General features: G+C 67.2%; 22 protein-coding genes. 10 read left to right on the top strand and 12 right to left on the bottom strand.

Annotation, left to right across the window (positions count from 1 at the left end; translation table 11 throughout):
* Nucleotides 1-31 precede the first annotated feature (31 nt).
* The gene (locus tag ACTWP6_RS20685) at nucleotides 32-1078 is read right to left on the bottom strand and encodes a hypothetical protein (protein WP_260754800.1); all 1047 of its coding nucleotides are present in this window, start codon (nucleotides 1076-1078) and stop codon (nucleotides 32-34) included.
* A gap of 10 nt (nucleotides 1079-1088) precedes the next feature.
* Complete coding sequence (locus tag ACTWP6_RS20680; protein WP_260754801.1) at nucleotides 1089-1952, bottom strand: carbon-nitrogen hydrolase family protein; 864 nt, start codon at nucleotides 1950-1952, stop codon at nucleotides 1089-1091.
* Between the two features lie 330 nt (nucleotides 1953-2282).
* On the opposite strand from ACTWP6_RS20680, the gene ACTWP6_RS20675 reads away from it, so the two are divergent.
* On the top strand, nucleotides 2283-3332 hold the full coding sequence (locus tag ACTWP6_RS20675) for a LacI family DNA-binding transcriptional regulator (RefSeq protein ID WP_443188656.1): 1050 nt from the start codon (nucleotides 2283-2285) through the stop codon (nucleotides 3330-3332).
* A 262-nt stretch (nucleotides 3333-3594) separates the two neighbouring features.
* On the opposite strand, the gene ACTWP6_RS20670 is transcribed toward ACTWP6_RS20675, so the two are convergent.
* Together ACTWP6_RS20670 and ACTWP6_RS20665 are read right to left on the bottom strand one after the other, a co-directional pair.
* A complete protein-coding gene (locus ACTWP6_RS20670; RefSeq protein ID WP_260754803.1) occupies nucleotides 3595-3780 on the bottom strand; it encodes a DUF5302 domain-containing protein in 186 nt (61 codons plus the stop codon).
* Nucleotides 3781-3801: 21 nt separating this feature from the next.
* Entirely contained in the window at nucleotides 3802-4245 is a 444-nt protein-coding gene (locus tag ACTWP6_RS20665; protein ID WP_260754804.1) for a PPOX class F420-dependent oxidoreductase, read from the bottom strand.
* Nucleotides 4246-4317: 72 nt separating this feature from the next.
* On the opposite strand from ACTWP6_RS20665, the gene ACTWP6_RS20660 reads away from it, so the two are divergent.
* Nucleotides 4318-4866: a DUF1697 domain-containing protein gene (locus tag ACTWP6_RS20660; RefSeq protein ID WP_260754805.1), complete on the top strand. Its 549-nt coding sequence runs from the start codon at nucleotides 4318-4320 to the stop codon at nucleotides 4864-4866.
* Nucleotides 4866-5702: a class I SAM-dependent methyltransferase gene (locus ACTWP6_RS20655; RefSeq protein WP_443188655.1), complete on the top strand. Its 837-nt coding sequence runs from the start codon at nucleotides 4866-4868 to the stop codon at nucleotides 5700-5702. The genes ACTWP6_RS20660 and ACTWP6_RS20655 overlap by 1 nt, the downstream gene beginning before the upstream one ends.
* Nucleotides 5703-5721: 19 nt before the next feature.
* On the opposite strand, the gene ACTWP6_RS20650 is transcribed toward ACTWP6_RS20655, so the two are convergent.
* A complete protein-coding gene (locus ACTWP6_RS20650; RefSeq protein WP_260754807.1) occupies nucleotides 5722-6087 on the bottom strand; it encodes a GntR family transcriptional regulator in 366 nt (121 codons plus the stop codon).
* Nucleotides 6088-6123: 36 nt separating this feature from the next.
* On the opposite strand from ACTWP6_RS20650, the gene ACTWP6_RS20645 reads away from it, so the two are divergent.
* Both ACTWP6_RS20645 and ACTWP6_RS20640 read left to right on the top strand, forming a co-directional pair.
* Nucleotides 6124-6840 (top strand): NAD-dependent deacylase, encoded by a 717-nt coding sequence (locus ACTWP6_RS20645; protein ID WP_260754808.1) that lies wholly within the window; start codon nucleotides 6124-6126, stop codon nucleotides 6838-6840.
* 127 nt (nucleotides 6841-6967) lie between these two features.
* Nucleotides 6968-8182 carry an IS110 family transposase gene (locus tag ACTWP6_RS20640; RefSeq protein WP_260754809.1) on the top strand — a complete coding sequence of 405 codons (1215 nt, stop codon included), beginning with the start codon at nucleotides 6968-6970 and terminating at the stop codon, nucleotides 8180-8182.
* 354 nt (nucleotides 8183-8536) lie between these two features.
* Here ACTWP6_RS20640 and ACTWP6_RS20635 read toward each other — a convergent pair whose 3' ends face one another.
* From ACTWP6_RS20635 to ACTWP6_RS20625, 3 genes are read right to left on the bottom strand one after another with little or no spacing between them, the layout of a single operon-like run.
* Nucleotides 8537-9166, bottom strand: a complete 630-nt coding sequence (locus ACTWP6_RS20635) for a class I SAM-dependent methyltransferase (RefSeq protein WP_260754810.1) — start codon at nucleotides 9164-9166, stop codon at nucleotides 8537-8539.
* Nucleotides 9147-9851 carry a TetR/AcrR family transcriptional regulator gene (locus ACTWP6_RS20630; protein ID WP_260754811.1) on the bottom strand — a complete coding sequence of 235 codons (705 nt, stop codon included), beginning with the start codon at nucleotides 9849-9851 and terminating at the stop codon, nucleotides 9147-9149. Before ACTWP6_RS20630 ends, ACTWP6_RS20635 begins: the two co-directional genes overlap by 20 nt.
* Nucleotides 9844-12132, bottom strand: coding sequence for an MMPL family transporter (locus ACTWP6_RS20625; protein ID WP_260754812.1), 2289 nt, complete (start codon nucleotides 12130-12132; stop codon nucleotides 9844-9846). The genes ACTWP6_RS20630 and ACTWP6_RS20625 overlap by 8 nt, the downstream gene beginning before the upstream one ends.
* A 154-nt stretch (nucleotides 12133-12286) precedes the next feature.
* Between ACTWP6_RS20625 and ACTWP6_RS20620 the strand changes: the two genes are divergently transcribed.
* A complete protein-coding gene (locus ACTWP6_RS20620; RefSeq protein WP_443188654.1) occupies nucleotides 12287-12880 on the top strand; it encodes a DoxX family protein in 594 nt (197 codons plus the stop codon).
* Nucleotides 12881-12984: 104 nt separating this feature from the next.
* Nucleotides 12985-13116, top strand: a complete 132-nt coding sequence (locus ACTWP6_RS20615) for a hypothetical protein (RefSeq protein WP_260754814.1) — start codon at nucleotides 12985-12987, stop codon at nucleotides 13114-13116.
* 101 nt (nucleotides 13117-13217) lie between these two features.
* Here the strand turns inward: ACTWP6_RS20615 and ACTWP6_RS20610 are convergent, their stop codons facing one another.
* From ACTWP6_RS20610 to ACTWP6_RS20600, 3 genes are read right to left on the bottom strand one after another with little or no spacing between them, the layout of a single operon-like run.
* Complete coding sequence (locus ACTWP6_RS20610) at nucleotides 13218-14210, bottom strand: NAD(P)H-dependent flavin oxidoreductase (protein WP_260754815.1); 993 nt, start codon at nucleotides 14208-14210, stop codon at nucleotides 13218-13220.
* 28 nt (nucleotides 14211-14238) lie between these two features.
* Nucleotides 14239-14991 carry a 3-hydroxyacyl-CoA dehydrogenase gene (locus ACTWP6_RS20605; protein WP_260754816.1) on the bottom strand — a complete coding sequence of 251 codons (753 nt, stop codon included), beginning with the start codon at nucleotides 14989-14991 and terminating at the stop codon, nucleotides 14239-14241.
* 31 nt (nucleotides 14992-15022) lie between these two features.
* Nucleotides 15023-16117, bottom strand: a complete 1095-nt coding sequence (locus ACTWP6_RS20600) for a CaiB/BaiF CoA transferase family protein (RefSeq protein WP_260754817.1) — start codon at nucleotides 16115-16117, stop codon at nucleotides 15023-15025.
* A gap of 119 nt (nucleotides 16118-16236) precedes the next feature.
* Between ACTWP6_RS20600 and ACTWP6_RS20595 the strand changes: the two genes are divergently transcribed.
* On the top strand, nucleotides 16237-17058 hold the full coding sequence (locus tag ACTWP6_RS20595; protein WP_260754818.1) for an enoyl-CoA hydratase: 822 nt from the start codon (nucleotides 16237-16239) through the stop codon (nucleotides 17056-17058).
* Nucleotides 17059-17178: 120 nt separating this feature from the next.
* Entirely contained in the window at nucleotides 17179-18474 is a 1296-nt protein-coding gene (gene tet(V) / locus ACTWP6_RS20590) for a tetracycline efflux MFS transporter Tet(V) (protein WP_443188653.1), read from the top strand.
* Here the strand turns inward: tet(V) and map are convergent.
* Nucleotides 18471-19241 carry a type I methionyl aminopeptidase gene (gene map / locus ACTWP6_RS20585; RefSeq protein WP_443188652.1) on the bottom strand — a complete coding sequence of 257 codons (771 nt, stop codon included), beginning with the start codon at nucleotides 19239-19241 and terminating at the stop codon, nucleotides 18471-18473. The genes tet(V) and map overlap by 4 nt on opposite strands.
* 78 nt (nucleotides 19242-19319) lie before the next feature.
* Between map and ACTWP6_RS20580 the strand changes: the two genes are divergently transcribed.
* Nucleotides 19320-19598, top strand: a complete 279-nt coding sequence (locus ACTWP6_RS20580) for a helix-turn-helix domain-containing protein (RefSeq protein WP_260754820.1) — start codon at nucleotides 19320-19322, stop codon at nucleotides 19596-19598.
* Nucleotide 19599: the final 1 nt, after the last annotated feature.

The raw sequence follows: 19599 nt of genomic DNA, 5'->3' as shown, positions 1-19599 counted from the left end.
TTCCAAACGAAGTGAAGTACCGCCGGCCTGGTCATGAGTGAGCCCGCTCGTCGTCGATCAGGTATCCGTTGACGACAACTGGTGCACCGTCGAGTTCGATGGTGCAGCCGCGCATGGCGATGTCGAGGTGTGCGTAGGAATCCCGCCCAAGGTAGGGATGCGGGCCGGTCGACCAGAGGAAGTTACCCGCGTAGGCGCGGGCGTCCATGCCCATGATCTCGTGTTTGGAGTACATCGCGGTGGCGAACCAGTCGGCGGTCCGCATCAGCCCCCAGCCCATGTGGCTGAGGTAGCGCGCCCACTTGTCGTCGGAATCGATGAAGTACTGCTCCAACATCGCCGCTTCGCCACCGCCGCTGACCTTCTCGATCTGACCGGCCACCACCGACAACCGGACCGCGTCGCGCACGTACTCCTTGAACGGAAGCAGGATGTCGCCGGGCGCGAGCACGATCGTTCCCTCGCTGACCTGAGGCCAGCACAGCATCATCGTCGACGGCCAATGGTCCCAACGGCCCGGATCGTCGGCGAAACCGGTCTGGAACCCGGGGTGCGCATTGGCCATGTCGACCGTCAGGTCGGTGCCGTGCGACGAGGTCACCACCATGGTCGCGGCGGCCTCGGCCGCTGCGACGGCCGCCAGTGCACGGTCCTTGTCGCCGGGTGTCGGCATGTTGCGGATGAGGACTTCCGGCGCGTCGCAGACGAAGATGATGCGCGTGCCGGCGGCCAGGATGGACTGCTGAGCGGGGGCGTGGATGAAGCCCTCGCGGGTGAGGTCGACCACCAGGTCGGCGTTCTTCAGCAGTTCCTGGGCGACGGTGTCCTGCAGCACGGAGACCAGACCGGGACCCGAACCGGTATGGGTCGAGGGGGTGGGGGCCGCCGAACCGCCCGGGACCACTGCCGAGATGACGTGCGCCCCCAGCGACTTGGCCGCCGCGAAGGTGGCGGTCACATAATCGGACCTGCTGCTGGGTTCGGAAAGGATCACCACGTGCTCGCCGGCATGAACCTTGCACAGCTCGAGTTCACGACGGAATGCCGATACGAGGTCTACACCTTCAAGGTCGATCATTGAAGCATCCTTAGTTCAGTACTATTTCTGGCTTTTCGGACGTCGGTACTGCTGGGTCGAGCCGTGCTGCCGCGGCGCTCTTGGCCGAACCGCGCACGGCAAGCGAGTGCAGATAGGGGATTTCGGAGCGAGCCCTGTCGATATCTGCGAGATCTACCTCGGAGTTCACCATCCCCTCTTCCCGGTCGAGGCCGGACATCACCTCGCCTCGGGGGCTGACGATCCGGCTGTGGCCGGCGAATTCGTTGCCTCGACTGTCACGTCCGGTGAGACCGGCAGCAACCAGGAAGCACCCGTTCTCCAGTGCTCGCGAGCGGGTCATCAGTTCCCACGCGTGAAGGCGAGGCAGTCCGAAAGCCGCTGGCACGGCGATTATTTCAGCGCCCCGGAGCGCCAGGTCACGGACCATCTCGGGAAAGCCCGCTTCGTAGCAAATGGCGACGCCGACAGTCCCGACGGGCGTCTGCACCACGACTCCTGGCTGCTCACTCGCGGTCAACGCCCCGACTTCAGGCCCCCAGAGGTAGCCCTTGTCCGCTTCCCCCAAGACCCCGGACGGACCGATTACATAGGCCCGATCGGTGAAGACCCCAGATGCCGTGCGCACATACAACGCGGTTGCGATCACGAGGTCGAGTTCAGCGGCGAGCGCGACAAGTCGGCGCACGGTGGGCCCCAGCGGCGGTTCGGCGTACTCGGCGTCGAAGGCGTATCCGTTGCTGAACAGCTCGGGCAGCACCACGAGTCGCATGCCTCCGCGGCGACCGGCCCGCAGTTCTCGTTCGACCCGCACCAGGTTGCGCTCCCAATGGCCGGTTGCGGCATCCAGCTGTACACCGCCCACGGCGATCTGTCGCGCAGCTGCGAGATGCATTCGGCCCCTTTCCAGCATTGTGCAAACGCTTATGCAAGCGATTGCGCAACCGACTGGCACACAGACTGGCAGCAGCCAGGGCTCTCGTCAAGCGCTAAGGGCAAATTTTTGCATTCGACAATAGTTCGTAAATTTGCGTAACATCGTCGTAACATTTAGCCATCTGAGCAGGTAGAGGCCTTTGAGACGCAGGTCACTACCGTCTTTCAGCAAATACCGTATAGGTGAGGCTTTTGCTATTCCACACTGCGGCCAAACGCGCTACGCAGGACTGTTGCCGGGGTTCGTGCCAGTATTGCGTTACCTTTGCGCGAACGGTTGCATTGAATCGTGTCCGGTCTCGGCGATGGAGGAGATCTGGTGGTTGAGCGAGAAACGCCCAGTGGGCCAGTGACCCTGCGCACCGTGGCCGAGGCCGCGGGTGTCCACATATCCACCGTCTCGCGTGCGCTGCGGCGCGCCGCCGTGCCGGGAGCAGAGGTCAGCGCCGCCGATGCGCGGATCGCAGCTCTGGCCAAGGAATTGCGCTATGTGCCGAATCCGAACGCCGCCAGCCTGACCACCAACCGATCAACGACGATCGGCGTGCTGGTGCCACATCTGACCGACATCGTGCTGTCTCTGGTTTACGACGCGATCGAAAGTGAAGCCAATCGCGCCGGGTATGAGACCTTCGTTGCCAACACCCACGATGAACCCATCGAGCAGATGAGACGATTCGAGCTGTTGATCGGGCGTCGCGTCGATGGGCTGATCCTCGGCGATGCCCATCTCGACGGGACGAATCTCGCAGAACTGCAGCGCCGAAAGGTTCGATTCGTCCTGGTATCCCGGCGTAGCCCAGGCCACTTGTCGGTCTGCGGAGACGATTATCGCGGCGGCAGGCAGATCGGCGAACACCTTGCAGCACTCGGGCACACCGACGTCGGAATCATTGCGGGGCCCCCGTGGGCGAGCACGAGTGTCGATCGCGTCGCCGGCTGCGTCGACGCGCTTGCCGAGGCCGGCACAATGGTGCCGCGGTCCAACATTCTGGAGCTCGGCTTCGATTCGGAGCACGGACATCGTGGCACTCTCGAACTGTTGGACCGGCGACGCCCACCGACAGCGATCTTTGCGGTGAACGACTTTTCAGCCATCGGGGTGATGGGTGCCCTGCGGGCAGCGAAGCTACGTCCGGGCGCGGATGTCGCCGTCGCCGGGTACAACGATGTGCCGGTGGCGGCCGAACTGATGACACCTCTGACCACGATTCGAAGTCCGTTAGCCGAGATGGGCGTTCGCGCAGTTCAGACGCTGCTGACGCTCCTGCACGGCCTACCGACACTGTCGACGACACTGCCCACCGAACTGATCGTTCGCGAGTCCACCACCGGCTGACATACGAGCCGCTCTTAACGCCTGAACTCCCGGCGATTCTCCACCGCACCGTGGGCCCGTGACTGCCTGCGAGCGCCGTCGGCGTGCGACGTGCCGGCGGTGGCCTGGGACTTCTTCCCCGTCGCGCATCCACGCCCAGTTGTGGTGGTCATTCTCCAGCACAAAGGCCGGCATCCGGCGTTTCCGCGCTGAGTGGTCACGTCATGAACGATGCGTCTGGCCGCGCATGCCGAGCCGGCAACCGCAGACCCGCCGACAGTCCTTAGCCGCTCTTGCGGCGGAACTCGCGTCGGTTCTCCACCGGTCCGTGGGAGCCCCTGGCCGTGTTGGCGCCGCCGTCCTTATGGGACGAACCCTTGACCGCCTTGGCATTCTTGCGCTCGAGCGCTTCCCGGAACTTGCGCTTCTGGTCGTCCTCGTCGGACTCGGCGGGCTCATTCGATGCCATGACGGCAGCGTAGCCGTTCGGTCAGCGCTTCCCGGGCGGCATGCCGTACACGTGCGCGATGGGCAGCCGCATCAACACCCGGCGATCATCGACCATGGCCCGCCGGTAGTCGTCCCAGTCCGGATGCTCACCGGAGATGTTGCGGTACAACTCGACGAGCCCGTCGACAGTGTCGTCGTCGGGGCGGACCGCCGTAGGGCTGAGCACGGCGTCGCCTTCGGCGACCGCGTACGCCCACCCGTCGTCGGAGCTGACGTGGATCGCCGCGCGTGGATCGCGGCGCAGGTTGCGGGTCTTGGCCCGCGGCTCGGTGATCGACACCGAGATCGTCAACGTGCGCGTATTGAAGTGGTAGACCACGTTGGACAGCTGCGGCCGACCGTCGCGTTTGAGGGTGGCCAGCACGCCCAACGAGTTTCCGCCGATCAGCGCCAGCAGCTTGTCGTCGAAAGCGTCACGCGTCATGCGTCGAGCGTACGACCTCTTCGGGTCTGGGATCATCGAGCAGGTGAACCGATTTTCGCCGGAGTGCGGGTGATGACGCGCTACGCGGGCTTCTTACGCGGTGTGAACGTCAACGGGGTGAGCTTGAAGATGGCCGCCGTCGCTGCGACCCTGCGCGACGCCGGGTTCACCGACGTGACGACGATCCTGGCCAGCGGCAACGTGCTGCTGAGCAGCCGCGCCAGCGCCGACGCGGTGCGGCGGGATGCCGAGCGGGCGTTACGCGACGAATTCGGTTACGACGCCTGGGTGCTCGTCTACGACCTGGACGCCGTCGCCGCGGTCTCGGCCGCGTTTCCGTTCGAGCGCGAGGTGCCCGAGCACCATTCCTACGTCACGTTCGTCAGCGACCCCGGCGTGCACAGCGAGCTGTGCGCGCTCGCGGACCGACCCGGGCCGCAAGAACAGATCCAGCCCGGCGACGGGGTCGTGTACTGGCAGGTGCCCCGAGCGGCCACCCTCGCCAGCGCCATGGGCAAAACGATGGGCAAGAAGCGGTACAAGTCCTCGACCACCACGCGCAACCTGCGCACCATCGACAAGGTCCTGCGCGCCGGGCGCGGGGCGGGACAGGAGAATTGATGGCACGCACCGGCAAACACGTCGCCGACGTCACCGGGGTCTCCGAGACGGCATTGCTGACGCTGCTGGTCCGCGCGACCGAAGCGCGCAGGCCCGACTCGCTGATCGAAGACCCGATGGCCATTCACCTGGTGGACTCCATCGATTTCGACTTCGCCAAGTTCGGCTACGTACGCAGGCAGGATATGGCGTTGCGCGCCAAGGCATTCGACAAGCGCGCCCGGCGGTATCTGCTCGACCATCCGCAGGCGACGTTGGTGGCGCTGGCCGAAGGGCTGCAGACCAGCTTCTACCGGCTCGACGCTCAGGGATCGGACCTCGGCCACGACTTCCGCTGGCTCACCGTCGATCTCCCCCCGATCATCGAGCTGCGCTGCAAACTGCTTCCCGCGTCGGACCGGGTGCGGATGATCGCGCAGTCCGCGTTGGACTTGCGCTGGATGGACGAGGTCGACCCGGGTGAGGGGGTCTTCATCACCGCCGAGGGGCTGCTGATGTACCTGCAACCCGAGGAGTCGATGTCACTGATCGAGGCGTGCGCGGCGCGCTTCCCGGGTGGGCAGATGATGTTCGACCTGCCGCCGTCGGCGTTCGCGCCGCTGGTGCGCCGCGGCTTCCGGGCCTCACGGCGCTACAAGGTGCCCCCGATGCCGTTCACGCTGTCGGTGGCCGAAGCCGCCGACCTGGTCAACACCGTCCCGGGGGTGCGCGCCGTGCACGACGTGCCGGCCGAACACGCGCGCGGCCGACTGCTCAACGCGCTGCTGTGGACGGCGCAACGGGTGCCGTTGCTCGATCCGGTCCGGCCGACGTTCACGCTGCTCGAGTTCGGCTGATGAGCCGGCCGGGCACGCCTCAGCCGAAAGCCGTCTCGATGTACCGCAGCGCCTCCCCCTTGTCGACGCCCAGCGCGCGCGCCGCCGCCACGTAGGTGTGCGCCGCCGTCGCCATCGCCGCGTCGGCGGGATCCGACCGCGCAACGTAGGTTCCGAAACGCCCCCTCGTCTCCAGAATCCCCGCCGCTTCCAACTCCCGATACGCCCGCGCCACGGTGTTCACTGCCAGGTTGACCTGACCGGCCAGCTCGCGGACCGTCGGGAGCCGGGTGCCGGGCGTGAGCCTGCCCTCCCGGACACCTGCGATGATCTGCGTTCTGAGCTGGTCGAACAGCGGCCTGGCAGCGTGCGGATCGACGCGTACCCAATCCCCCAACTCGGCCACGTGCCCAGTATCACCCAAAGCCGCTAACTTGGGGGTGTGCAGGTGACGGTATTCAGTGGTGCGGGGATCTCCGCCGAGAGCGGTGTCCCGACCTTCCGCGATGTGGAGACCGGCCTGTGGGCGCAGGTGGACCCGTACGAGATCTCCAGCGCCGACGGTTGGCGAGCCCACCCGGACCGGGTGTGGGCGTGGTATCTGTGGCGCCACCACATGATGAGCGCCGTCGCGCCGAACAACGCCCACCGCGCGGTCGCAGCCTGGGAGGACTACGCCGACGTGCATGTGGTCACCCAGAACGTCGACAACCTGCACGAACGCGCCGGCAGTTCCCGGGTCTACCACGTGCACGGCAGCCTCTTCGAGTTCCACTGCGACCACTGCCGGTCGGCGTTCCGCAGCGCGGTGCCGGACATGCCGGAGCCGATCGAATCCGTCGACCCACCGACGTGCGGCGTCTGCGGTGGACTGATCCGTCCCAACGTGGTGTGGTTCGGCGAGGCACTGCCCGACGACGCGTGGCAGCAGTCGGTTGAGGCCGTCGTCAACGCCGACCTGGTGGTGGTCGTCGGGACGTCTTCGGTCGTCTATCCGGCGGCCGGACTGCCGGAGCTGGCGGTGGCCAGAGGGACTCCGGTCATCGAGGTGAACCCCGAGCCCACCCCGCTGTCCTCCAGCGCGACGGTGAGCCTGCGCGAGACGGCAGCCACCGCGCTCCCCGGGCTGCTGCAACGCCTGGCTGCGCTGCTCGGTTGATATGACTTGAGGTAGTCCTTCACAAACGCCTCCGGGGGTGTCAAGAAGGGATTGTCAGAGATTCCTTCGAGGGCCTGAGCGTTTGGCGCGCTGCAGGTCCTCAATGGCACGCCCCGGAGGTGTTGTTGTGTCTGTCCAAAGTGCTCCAGTCACGTCGTCCACGATCGTCGTTGCCGTCGATGTCGGCAAGACTTCGGCGATGGTGTCGGTTACCGACGGCGCTTGTCGACCCTTGATGGGCCCGGTTGAGTTCGCGATGACCCGCTCGGGTCTGGGCGCTGCGGTGCAGCGCGTGCTGGCCGTGGCGTCGTCGTGTCCGCAGGTCAGTGTGAGCGTGGAAGCCGCTGGGCATTACCACCGGCCCGTGGTGGATTACCGCTGGCCGCCGGGCTGGGAAGTGCGCGAACTCAACCCCGCGCACGTGGCTGAGCAGCGCCGCGTGATGGGCCGACGGCGGGTGAAGACCGACGCGATCGATCTCGAGGCGATCACCGAGTTGATGTTGGCCGGCCGGGGCCGGGTGATCGGCGAGCGTGAGGTGCTCATCGGGGAGATGACGGCGTGGGCCCAGCATCGGTTGCGGCGGGTCGCGACCCGCACGGCGACAAAGAATCAGTTGCTCGCTCAACTCGATCGGGCGTTCCCCGGACTGACGTTGGCGTTGCCGGATGTGTTGGGCACCAAGATCGGGCGTCTGGTCGCCGCCGAGTTCACCGATCCGGCGCGATTGTCGGGATTGGGGGTGAATCGGTTGATCCGCTTCGCCGCCGCCCGCGACGTGCAGCTGCGCCGCCCGGTCGCCGAGCGTCTGGTCGCCGCGGCCAAAGACGCCCTGCCGACCCGCGATGCCGTGGTGGCCCGACGGGTGCTGGCCGCTGACGTCAGCCTGTTGACCGACCTGGACACCGGGATCGCCTCAGCCGAAGCCGAACTCGCCCGGCTGTTGCCGTCAAGCCCGTTTCGCACCCTGACGTCGGTACCAGGCTGGGGTGTGGTTCGCGTCTCCAATTACGCTGCCGCTCTCGGTGATCCGAACAGATGGCCGGGGTCCAAGCAGATCTACCGCGCCTCGGGCCTGTCACCGATGCAGTACGAGTCCGCGCACCAACGCCGCGACGGATCGATCAGCCGCGAGGGCAGCGTGGCGCTGCGCCGAGCACTGATCGATCTCGGTATCGGTTTATGGCTGACCGAGCCGACCGCCAAGACCTACGCACACGGACTCAAGGACAGAGGCAAGCGTGGCGGAGTCATCGCCTGCGCACTGGCTCACCGCGCCAACCGCATCGCCCACGCGCTGGTCCGCGACCACGCCGTCTACGACCCCGCCCGCTGGAGCTAAATCCCTCGGTAGGAGCCCCTGGCCGAAAGGAGTTCAGAGCACACTCTTCACACCCCCGGCCGGCAGTGCCACGCTGAACGGACGGGACGAAGGGCCGGATCAGATGCCGCCTCGGTTATGGCGGACCCGTCTCGGGTAACGTCGCATCTCACTTGGCACCCGGCCCTTCGCCTCCACGGCAGCCCGAACGACGCCAGATGACCAGATCACCACGAGGTCGCATACGTCAACGTGGGCGCCAGGCACCCGTCCGCTTTCAGCCGGCCACCGGCTATCACAGCACCACCACACCACCCGAACACCGGATGTCGCCACTCCACGCCAAACCCGGCTATTGACACGACCCACAGCCAGTTAGGGGCGGACCGCGACCCCGATCGCGAACTCGGCCGCCGGCGTCGGCACCCACTTCGGGAACGCCCACTCCCGCTTGGCCCCGTCGACGCGGAATCCCGCGCCGACGATGGTGTCTTCGGTGTGGCGGTGGGTGTGGCAGTTGCCGAGCAGCCGCGGCCACAGCGTCGCGTCGGCGACCCGCTGCAGCCGCGCGCGGGCGCCCGTTCCCGCCACGTGTTCCAGGTAGCGCAGCTGTCCACCCGGACGCAGCATGGAGAACAGCTGGGCCACAACGGCTTCCGGGTCATCGACCGAGCACAGCACCAGCGAGCACACCACGGCGTCGAACGGTTCGGCGTCGGCGAACCGTTCGACGACGTCGGTGCTCACCACGATAGGCACCGTCGCGCGGACAGCCGCCTGCTGCGCAACCGCGGCCAGCCGGCGTTCGGGTTCCACGGCCACCACCTCGGTGACGGTGTCGGGGTAGAACGCGAAGTTCGATCCCGTGCCCGCCCCGACCTCAAGGACTCGTCCGCTGAGCCCGGCCAGGTTCGCGCGGCGCATCGCGCGCAGCGATTCGGGTTCACGCGAGGCCAACGCCGTCCACAGCCGCGCGAAGAACGGGTTATCCACGGTTTCGCTCATCAACCACCCCTTTCAACCAGGTCATGATGTCCTGCGGTGAGTCGTCCGGCCTGATCGCCCCGGAGATGACGTGACCGCAGCACACCGCCCGCATCAGGCCGTCGGCGAACTGTTCGACATCTCCCCAGGGCAGGTAGGGGCGGGAGATCAGCAACGCCGCGATGCCGTGGACGGCGGTCCACAGTTGCAGCGCCAGCCGCGTCGGGTCCCCCGGCGGGTAGATCCCCTCGGCGATCAGCGCCTGCACCGTCGCGCGCAGGTGCCCGAACGCCGAGCTGTTCAGGGCGAGGTCGACGTCGCTGCCGGGGCTGCCATGCCCGAGCATCGCGATCCGGTACAGCACGGGCGTTTTCATCGCGAATCGCAGATACGCCATGCCCTGGGAGCGCAACACGTCGAACGCCGAGACGTACGCACCGGCCACGGTCTGCATCTCTTCGTCGAGTTTTTCGAAGTATTGGCTGCACACCGCGTGCAGGAGAGCGGTCTTGTCGGCGAAGTGCAGGTAGATCGACGGCGGTGTGACCCCGACACGGTCGGCCACGGACCGAATGGAGACCACCTTCTCGTCTCCGGTTTCGAGCAGCAGTTCGGTTGCGGCGTCCAGGATCTCAGTGCGCAGTTGATCACCGGCGCCGCGGGGTGCGCGGTGCCGGCGGCGCGGTGACGCGTTCGGATCAGCCATTCTCTTTCCCGGTTGCGACCGGTTCCGGGCGCGAGGCGGGGACGCCCACGTCGTCCAGGGTCTCACTGAACCCGATGCGTTCATGCAATTTCGCCAATGGTTTCGGCGCCCACCAGTTCCATCGGCCCAGCACATGCATGAACGCGGGCACCAGCAGCATCCGTACCAGCGTGGCGTCCGCAAGGATCGCCAGGGTCAGACCGACCCCGAACATCCGCATGAACGCGACCTGGGCGGCGATCAGCGCCGCGAACGAGATCGACATGACCAGCGCCGCGGCGGTGACCACCCGGCCGGTGCGTGCCAGTCCGAGCGCCACGCTCTCGTCGCTGCCTTCGGCGGTCGTCGAGCCCGACGCCAGCCAGTACTCACGGATCCGGGAGACCAGGAACACCTCATAGTCCATCGACAGACCGAACGCGATGCAGAACAACAGCACCGGCATGGTCGCGACGAGGGTCCCGGTGGGAGTGGTTCCGAGCGCGCCCAGGTGACCTTCCTGGAAGATCCACACCAGCGCACCGAACGCAGCGGTCAACGACAAGATGTTGAGCACCAACGCTTTCAGCGGCAATACCACACTGCCGGTGAGCAGGAACAGCAACACGAACGTGATGGCTGCGATCACGCCGAGCACGGTGGGCAGCCGCGAGGTGATGGCGTCGGAACTGTCCCTGTTGATCTGAGCCAGGCCGGTCAGCAGTACCTGCTGGCCATCGGGCGCGGCGACGCCGTGCAACCGGTCCAGCTGGACCTCCGACGCATCGGTGAACAACGGCGCGGTACTTCCGATGGTCAGGAACGCACTGCCGTCGGCGATTCCGGTGGCCGCCGACGGCGGACCCACCCTGACCCCGTCGACGAACGTGCCGCCGGGCGAGGACACCGAGGACACGTCCTGAACGCGGGACAGTTCGGCGGCGTAATCGTAGAGCGCTTCGGGGTGCAGACCCTCGGTGTCGGGCAGCACCACAACGACATTGGTCGACGAGTCGACGGCGAAGTCGGTGCGCAGTTCGTCGCCGAGCTGGCGCGCCGAGGCACTCTCCGGCAGCACCCGGTCGTCGGGGAATCCCCAATTGGCGCCGAGGAACGGGGCGCCCAGCACCAGCAGCAGCGCGACGACAGCGGCGCCGATCGGAATCGACCGCCGCATCACGAATTTCGTCGACCGGTACCAGAACATCTGCTCGATCGGTTTGGCCACCGGTTCCGGCCGGCGGAACACCCGCCGGAACAGGCGCCGCACATCCAGCGAGTCGAGCCGGTCCCCGGCGACCACGATCGCCGCCGGTGCGATCAGGATGGCCGCCACCGCGGCGAAGCCGACCACGGCGATGCCCGCATACGCGAACGACTTCAGGAAGTACATCGGGAACAGCACCATCGCCACCATCGACAGCGCGACGGTCATGGCGGAGAACAGCACGGTGCGGCCCGCGGTCATCATGGTGCGCACCAGCGCCGTATCGCGGTCGTGTCCTTCGGAGAGCTCGTCGCGGTAGCGGCTGATGATCAGCAGGGTGTAGTCGATCGCCAGCGCCAGACCCATCGCGATCGTCAAGTTCAGCGCGAAGATCGACACATCGGTGACCATGGTGACGGCGCGCAGCACCGCCATCGACCCGAGGATCGCGAACGCACCGACCGCCAACGGCAGCGCGGCCGCGAGCAGGCCGCCGAACACCCAGACCAGCACGACAAAGCTCAGCGGAATCGCGATGGACTCCATCATCAGCAGGTCTTTTTCGCTCTGCGCGTTGATCTGGACATAAGTCATCGCGACACCGCCCGCGTTCACCGAGACGCCGTCGCGGTCGTAAACCAACTCTTCGGCCAGCGCCTTGGCGTGCTTCTGCGCCTCACTCTCACCGCCGGTGATCCCGGCGACGATCAGCCCGGTCCTGCCGTCCTCGCTGATCAGAGCCGGAGCCGCCGAAGGCGGGGCCGTCCACGCCGACGTCACCGATCCGACGTGAGGGGAGGCCGCCAACCGGTCGGCCAAGTCGGTGCCCACGCTGCGTGCCGACGGACTGTCAGCGCCCTCGGCCGAGGTGTCGTCGGTGACGCTGATCAGCATCTCCATGTCACCCTGATCGAACTTGTCGACGAGCACCTGGGTGGCGCGCGCCGACTCCGACGTCGGGTCCTGGAAGCCACCGGCCGACAGGTGCCGGGCCACCGGCGCGCCGAAGATGCCGCAGGCCACCATGACCAGCAGTGCGATGACGAGAACGCGGCGCGGTGCCGCGATGGCCAGTGAAGCGATGCGGTGCAGCACGGTGACCCTTCCCCAGGATTATCGCCGCTAAGTTATCAGCGGTAACTTCAGTCGGTCAACGGGTTGGCGATGAATTCCGCGACCGCATGCGGTCAACCTGTTCATGAGCACGAAGCCCACCCGGAAGCCCCGCAACCCGCTACCGTCAGCGTCGATGACCGAACGCCCCAGCCCGATCGCCGGCTCCGCCGACAGCAGCCCAATCGCCGGCTCCGCCGACGTCAGCCCAATCGCCGGCTCCGCCGACGTCAGCCTCCTCATCCTTCGCCTCGGTATCGGCGCGGCCCTCCTGCAGGCCGGCCTGATCAAGGTCTCCGACTTCCCCATGACGGTGCAGTTCATGGGCGACGCCGGCTGGCGGCTGCCGGCGTTCGCGGCGTTCATGGTCACCGCCACCGAGACGATCAGCGGCATCGCACTGCTGCTTGGCGTGCTCACGCCGCTGGCCGGCTGCGCCGCACTCGGCGTGATGCTGTGCGCCTGGGCGGTCAATGTGTCCGGCGCGGCGTTCTGGTCCGAACCGTTCAACGTGCCGTTCCTGCTCGGCCTCGGGGCGGCCACGCTGATTTTCACCGGCGCGGGCCGGTACTCCGTCGACCATCGCATGCTGAGCCGCATCGTCTGGTCCACCCGGGTCAGGGTGGCGCTGGTCGCACTCGCGTTCGTCGTCGCCGTACTGACCTGGGTCGCGCTGTACGGCGTCAATCCGATCCACTTCACCGCACCACCCGCACCGGCGGGACCGTGAGCTACCCGCCGGTAGGCAACGAACCTACCCGGCGGTAAGAATTGCCACAGTTTTCCGATACGAGGCTCAAAGATTCCTTAGAGCCCGTGGTTACTGTTCAGTACATGTGGATCGACGACACCAGTGCTGATGTCATCAAGGTTGATTTCGACGCTCTCTACCACGGCGATGTCCTGGTCGAGGGGTTGACCTCCGAGCAGCTCGACGACGAGCAGGTTCTGCCCACCGCGGTGTGAAAGAACGCGCGCCCTCACGGGCGCGCGTCCCTGCGTTATCGAGTTTGCCCGACGCCCGGGCACCTCGGGCGGACCCGAGGTGCGTCCGGGCGATCCGGCGATCACACCCGCTGCGCTGCAGGCATGACCATTTCTGCGAGACGGTTCGAGATCAGATCCTCCGCCTCCCCGACAATGCGGGCGACCAGGTCGCCGACGGTGGGGATGTCGTTGATCAGACCCATGGCGGTTCCGACGGTCCAGATGCCGGCGTCGACGTCGCCGTCGTCGAACACCTTGCGGCCACGTACTCCGGCCACCAGATCCTTGACGTCCTCGAACTGACCGCCCTCGGCGAGGATCTGCACCACCTCACGCGAGACCACGTTGGACGCCACCCGCGCGGTGTTGTGCAAGCTGCGGAAGATCAACTCCGTGCCCCGCTCGTCCCCGGCCACGATCGCTTCCTTGACGTTCTGGTGGATGCACGACTCGACCGTGCACATGAAGCGCGACCCCATGTTGATGCCGTCGGCACCCAGCGCCAGCGCCGCGGCCAGACCCCGCCCGTCGGCGAACCCGCCCGAGGCGATCATCGGGATCTCGATCTTGTCGGCCGCCGCCGGGATCAGCACCAGTCCGGGCACGTCGTCCTCACCCGGATGCCCCGCGCACTCGAACCCGTCGATGCTGATGCCGTCCACCCCCAGGGACTGGGCCTTGACCGCATGCCGCACCGAGGTGCACTTGTGCAGCACCTTGATGCCGTTGTCGTGGAACATCGGCAGGTGCGGCGCCGGGTTGGAGCCCGCGGTCTCGACGATCTTGATACCTGCGTCGACGATCACCTGACGGTATTCGTCGTACGGCGGCGGGTTGATCGCCGGCAGGATCGTCAGGTTGACCCCGAACGGCTTGTCGGTCAGATCCCGCGTCTTGGCGATCTCGTTGGCCAGGTCCGCCGGCGTCGGCTGGGTCAGCGCGGTGATGAAACCCAGCGCCCCCGCATTCGCCACGGCTGCAACGAGTTCCGCGCGACCCACCCACTGCATACCGCCCTGGGCGATCGGGTGCTCGACCCCGAACGTCTCGGTGAACTTCGTCTTCAGACTCATCGGTGCTCCTCGCTCTTCGCGCAAGCGCTCATCGGGGCGCCATCCGGATCGCGCCGTCGAGGCGGATCGTCTCACCGTTGAGCATCGGGTTCTCGACGATGTGCACCGCCAGGGCGCCGTACTCGTCGGGGTCGCCCAGGCGCGCGGGATGCGGCACCTGCTTGCCCAGCGACGCCTGCGCCTCCTCGGGCAGCGAGCCCAGCAGGGGGGTCTTGAACAGTCCCGGCGCGATCGTGCAGACGCGGATCAGCTCGCGCGAGAGATCACGGGCGATCGGCAGGGTCATGCCGACGACGCCACCCTTGGACGCCGAGTACGCCGCCTGGCCGATCTGACCCTCGAACGCGGCCACCGACGCGGTGTTGATGATGACGCCGCGCTCACCGTTGATCGGCTCGGTCTTGGCGATCCGCTCGGCGCTCAGCCGCAGCACGTTGAAGGAGCCGATCAGGTTGACCTCGACGACCTTCTTGAACCCGTCGAGCGGGAACGGGCCGTCCTTGCCCAGCGTCTTGGCGGCGTTGCCGATGCCCGCGCAGTTGACGTCGATACGCAGCGGGCCCATCTCCTCGGCGGCGTCCAGCGCGGCGCCCACCTGCTCCGGGTCGGTGACATTGGCCTCGACGAACTTCGCGCGCGAGCCGAGCGCGGAGACGGCCTCCTCGCCCTTGAGGTCGATGACCACCACCGAGGCGCCCCGGTCCAGCAGCCGCTTCGTGGTCGCCAGACCGAGACCGGAAGCACCTCCGGTGACGACGGCTACGGCGTCTTTGATCTCCACAGAACGAATCCTTTCCTGACCTTGACTTTGACTAAATCCATTCCTGCAGAACAGCTTCGGTGTCCGCGCCGGGTACCCCAGGGGGCTTCGGGGCGGATGGCACACTGCGCGAGAACCGCGGCGCGGGTGCGGGGTAGAGCGAACCGTTCTCCGAGTAGAAGGTGTTGCGCTCGGCGTTGTGCGGTTCGGACTCCACCTCGGCGAACGACAGCACCGGCGTCACGCAGGCGTCGGTGCCGGAGAACACCTCGGCCCAGTGGTCGCGGTCGTGGGCGGCGATCGCCTTGGTGAAGGCTTCTTTGAGCTCCGGCCAGCGGCTCATGTCGTTCTGGTCGGGCAGGTCGACACCTTCGAGACCGATGCCCTTGAGGAACTCGGCGTAGAACTGCGGTTCGATGCAGCCCACCGCAATGTGGCGCCCGTCGGAGCATTCGTAGGTGTCGTAGTACGGCGCGCCGGTGTCGAGCATGTTCACGCCGCGTTCGTCGCTCCACATGCCCATGCCGCGGAACGCCCACATCATCATCGACAACACGCTGGAGCCGTCCACCATCGCGGCGTCGACCACCTGACCCTTGCCCGAGCGTTCCCGCTCGTACAGCGCCGACAGCACCCCGACCAGAAGGAACATCGATCCGCCACCGAAGTCGCCGACGAGGTTCAGCGGCGGCACCGGCCGCTCCCCGGCCCGGCCGATCGCGTGCAGCGCACCGTTGAGCGAGATGTAGTTGATGTCGTGGCCGGCCTGCTGGGCGCGAGGGCCGTCCTGGCCCCAGCCGGTCATCCGCGCGTAGATCAGCTTCTCGTTGACCTTCGCGCAGTCCGCCGGACCGAGCCCCAGCCGTTCGGTGACCCCGGGCCGGAACCCCTCGATCAGCACGTCGGCCTTCGCGATCAGCCTCAGGACCATGTCGCGGTCCTCTTCGCTCTTCAGGTTCGCCGCCACCGACCGGCGGTTGCGCAGCAGGTAGTCGCCACCTGGTTTGGTCGCCGGGCCGGGGCCCTTACCTGGGCGTTCGATGCGCACCACATCGGCACCGAGGTCGCCGAGGATCATTGCCGCATGGGGTCCGGGGCCGATGCCGGCCAGCTCCACAACTCGAAGTCCCTGTAGTGGTCCAGCCATGCCCTGACCGCCCTTCATGAGTATCGCTCGGTTGACCGCGACATAGCTTACTTGTATAACCAAGTCGACCGGCCACGGGGCTTCAGCAGTCACCGAAGGCCCCAATGAAGAGGACATTCATGACCACCACCGACCCGAGCACCGACGTCTACGAAGGCATCGACGACCTGACCGTCGGCCTCGACGGCGGCATCCTCGCCATCACGCTGAACCGCCCGGAGAGCCTGAACTCACTCACTGCGCCGATGTTGCAGACGCTGGCCTCGACGCTGGAACGCGCCGCCAACGATCCTCGGGTGCGCGTCGTGCGCCTCGGCGGCGCGGGCCGCGGCTTCTGCTCGGGGGCGGGAATCAGCGAAGAAGACCACGCTAATCCGGGCGCGGCGGGAACGCCGGCCGACGTGCTCGACGCCGCGAACCGCTGCATCCGCGCGATCGCCGCGCTGCCCCAGCCCGCGGTCGCGATCGTGCAGGGCGCGGCAGCCGGGGTGGGTGTCTCGCTGGCCATGGCGTGCGACGTCGTACTCGCTTCCGAGAAGGCGTTTTTCATGCTGGCCTTCACCAAGATCGGCCTGATGCCCGACGGCGGGGCCTCGGCGTTGATCGCGGCGGCGGTGGGTCGCATCCGTGCGATGCGGATGGCGCTGCTGGCCGAACGCCTCTCGGCCGACGAGGCCTACAGCTGGGGCCTGGTGAGCGCCGTGTTCCCGGCTGCGGACTTCGACGGCGAGGTCGACAAGGTGATCGGCACCCTGGTGTCCGGGCCGGCGGTGGCATTGCGCAAGACCAAGGACGCGATCAACGCCGCGACGCTGTTCGAACTGGACGGCGCGCTCGAGCGGGAGAAGACCGGACAGCTGATCCTGCTGGAGTCCAACGATTTCCGCGAGGGCACCAAGGCATTCCAGCAGCGCCGGCCGGCGACGTTCACCGACTCATAACCGTTACTTCGCCGAAATCGCATTCCACGCGCGTCAAGTCGTGAAAAGCGCGCGTGGAATGCGATTTCGGCGGTAGAAAATGGTTCGACGCATCCCATGCTCGTCGGCGACCATCGATCGGTGAGCACGAAGTACGAGACCGCACGATCGGGGCCGGAGCAGCCGGTGGCCCCCGCCGGCTGGCGGGTGCTCGCGCCGTTCCGCTTCCGCGAGTACCGCCTGCTCATCGCGGCGGTGTCGCTGTCCATCTTCGCCGAGGGCATGTGGGCCGTGGTGATGGCGCTGCAGGTCATCGAGCTGTCCAACGACCCCACCTCGCTGTCGCTGGTCGCGACGTGCCTTGGCGCGGGACTGGTCGCGTTCGTGCTGGTCGGCGGCCTGGCCGCTGACCGGCTGAGCCAGCGCGGGATCATCATCGTGGTCGCGACGGTCAACACGGTCGTGGTGTCGACCGTCGCCGCGCTCGGACTTGTTGGGGCACTACGGATCTGGCACATGGCGGTGGCAGCCGCGGCACTGGGCATCGCGGCGGCGTTCTTCTTCCCGGCGTACAGCGCGATTCTGCCGAGGATTCTGCCCGCCGAGCAGCTGCTGGCCGCCAACGGTGTCGAAGGGGTGGTCCGGCCGGTGTTCCAGCGCGCGGTGGGTCCCGCGGTGGCCGGGCTGGTGGTCGGCGCGACAGTGCCGGCGACGGGTGCGGTCATGGTGGCCATGCTGTTCGCCGTCAGCCTGGGCCTGCTGCTGTTCACCCGGCCGGCACCGAGAGATCCCGGCCCGGTAGAAGTTTCGCGCCCGAATCTGCTGCGGGACCTGCGCGAGGGTTGGGTGTTCGTGCTGCGCACCCCGTGGCTGCTGTGGACGCTGCTGTTCGCCAGCATGTTCGTGCTCGTCGTGCTCGGACCGATCGAGGTGCTGCTGCCCTTCCTGGTGCAGAACCGCTTCACCCACGGTGCGCAGACCTACGGATTCATCCTGGCGTTCTTCGGGATGGGCAGTGCACTGGGCGCGCTTTCGGTGTCGTCGCGGCGACTGCCGCGCCGGTATCTGACGGTGATGATGACGATGTGGGGCCTGGGCTCGGTCCCGCTGGTGATCGTCGGTGTCACGTCGTCGTTCCCTCTGATGGCCGCGGCGACGTTCGTTGTCGGCGTCACCGATGGCGCCGGGATGGTCATCTGGGGCACCCTGCTTCAGCGCCGGGTGCCGCCCGAGATGCTGGGCCGGGTGTCGAGCCTCGACTTCTTCGTGTCCCTGGCGTTCATGCCGGTGTCGTTCGCGATCGTCGGCCCGCTGTCGAAAGTCGTTCCGATGGAAGCGATCTTCCTGGCCGCGGGCGTGGCACCGGTGCTGCTGGCCGCGGTGGCACTGCGGGCCGCGCGGATGCGACAGGACGAACTGGCCCACCCGCTGAGCTAAGGCGCTGCGGTGAGGATGCGCGGACCGTCCTCGGTGACGGCGATGGTGTGCTCGGAGTGCGCGGTGCGGGAGCCGTCGGCCGACCGCAGGGTCCAGCCGTCGTCGTCGACGGTCAGGCGCCGTGTGCCCCGCGCCCACCACGGCTCCAGCGCCAGCGTCAGTCCCGGGCGCAGCCTCATCCCGCGTCCGCGGTTTCCGCGGTTGGGGACGTGCGGGTCCTCGTGCATGGTGCGGCCGAGTCCGTGGCCGCCGAAGTCGGTGTTGACGGCGTACCCCTCGGCAGCCGCGACCTCGCCGATGGCCGCCGAGATGTCGCCGAGGTGCCCGCCGGGGACCGCGGCAGCGATGCCCGCGCTCAGCGCGCGCCGGGTGGAGTCGACCAGCGCGGCGTCCGCTGGGTCGACGCGCTCACCGACGATCACGGTGACCGCCGCGTCGGCGACCCAGCCGTCGATCGACACCGCGAAGTCCATGCTCAGCACGTCGCCGTCGGCGAGCCCATAGTCGTGTGGAAGTCCGTGCAGCACAGCGTCGTTGACCGATAGGCAGATGACGTTGCGGAAGGGTCCGCGACCGAACGACGGTGCGTAGTCCCAATAGCAGGACGTCGCGCCGCGCTCGTCGACGAGCGCCCTGGCCCGGTGTTCGAGCTGCATCAGGTTGACACCCGGCTCGGCCTCACCGCTCAGCGTCTGCAGGGTGCGGGCGACGAATTCGCCGGTGACCGCCATCTTGTCGATCTCTTTGGCGGTCTTGAGTTCGATCATGCGCTGCTCCGTCGTGTCGGTATTTTTATACCGCCACGGTAGCAGGCGCGGTATTTGAATACCGTTATGCTGTGCGGCATGGTCCGCGTACCGCTGAGTCCCGAACAGATCCGCGCCGGTCAACGCCTCGGCGCGCTACTGAGAACGGCACGGGCGGGCCGCGCCCCCGAGGGCGTGGCCCGGGCCGCGGGGATCTCCCCGGAGACGCTGCGCAAGATCGAGGTGGGCAGGATGCCGAGCCCGAGCTTCGGCACTGTGGTCGGACTGTGCGACGCACTCGGTCTGCCGTTGCAGCGGGCGGTCGAGGTGTGGCGCGGCGCCGATGCGCAGGACGCCGACGAACAACTGGCGATCTGAG

It is taken from the genome of Mycobacterium sp. 4D054 (assembly GCF_052245755.1).
Classification (GTDB): domain Bacteria; phylum Actinomycetota; class Actinomycetes; order Mycobacteriales; family Mycobacteriaceae; genus Mycobacterium.
The sequence above is the reverse complement of the archived record's forward strand: the minus strand, read 5'-3'. Positions and strand labels throughout refer to the sequence as shown.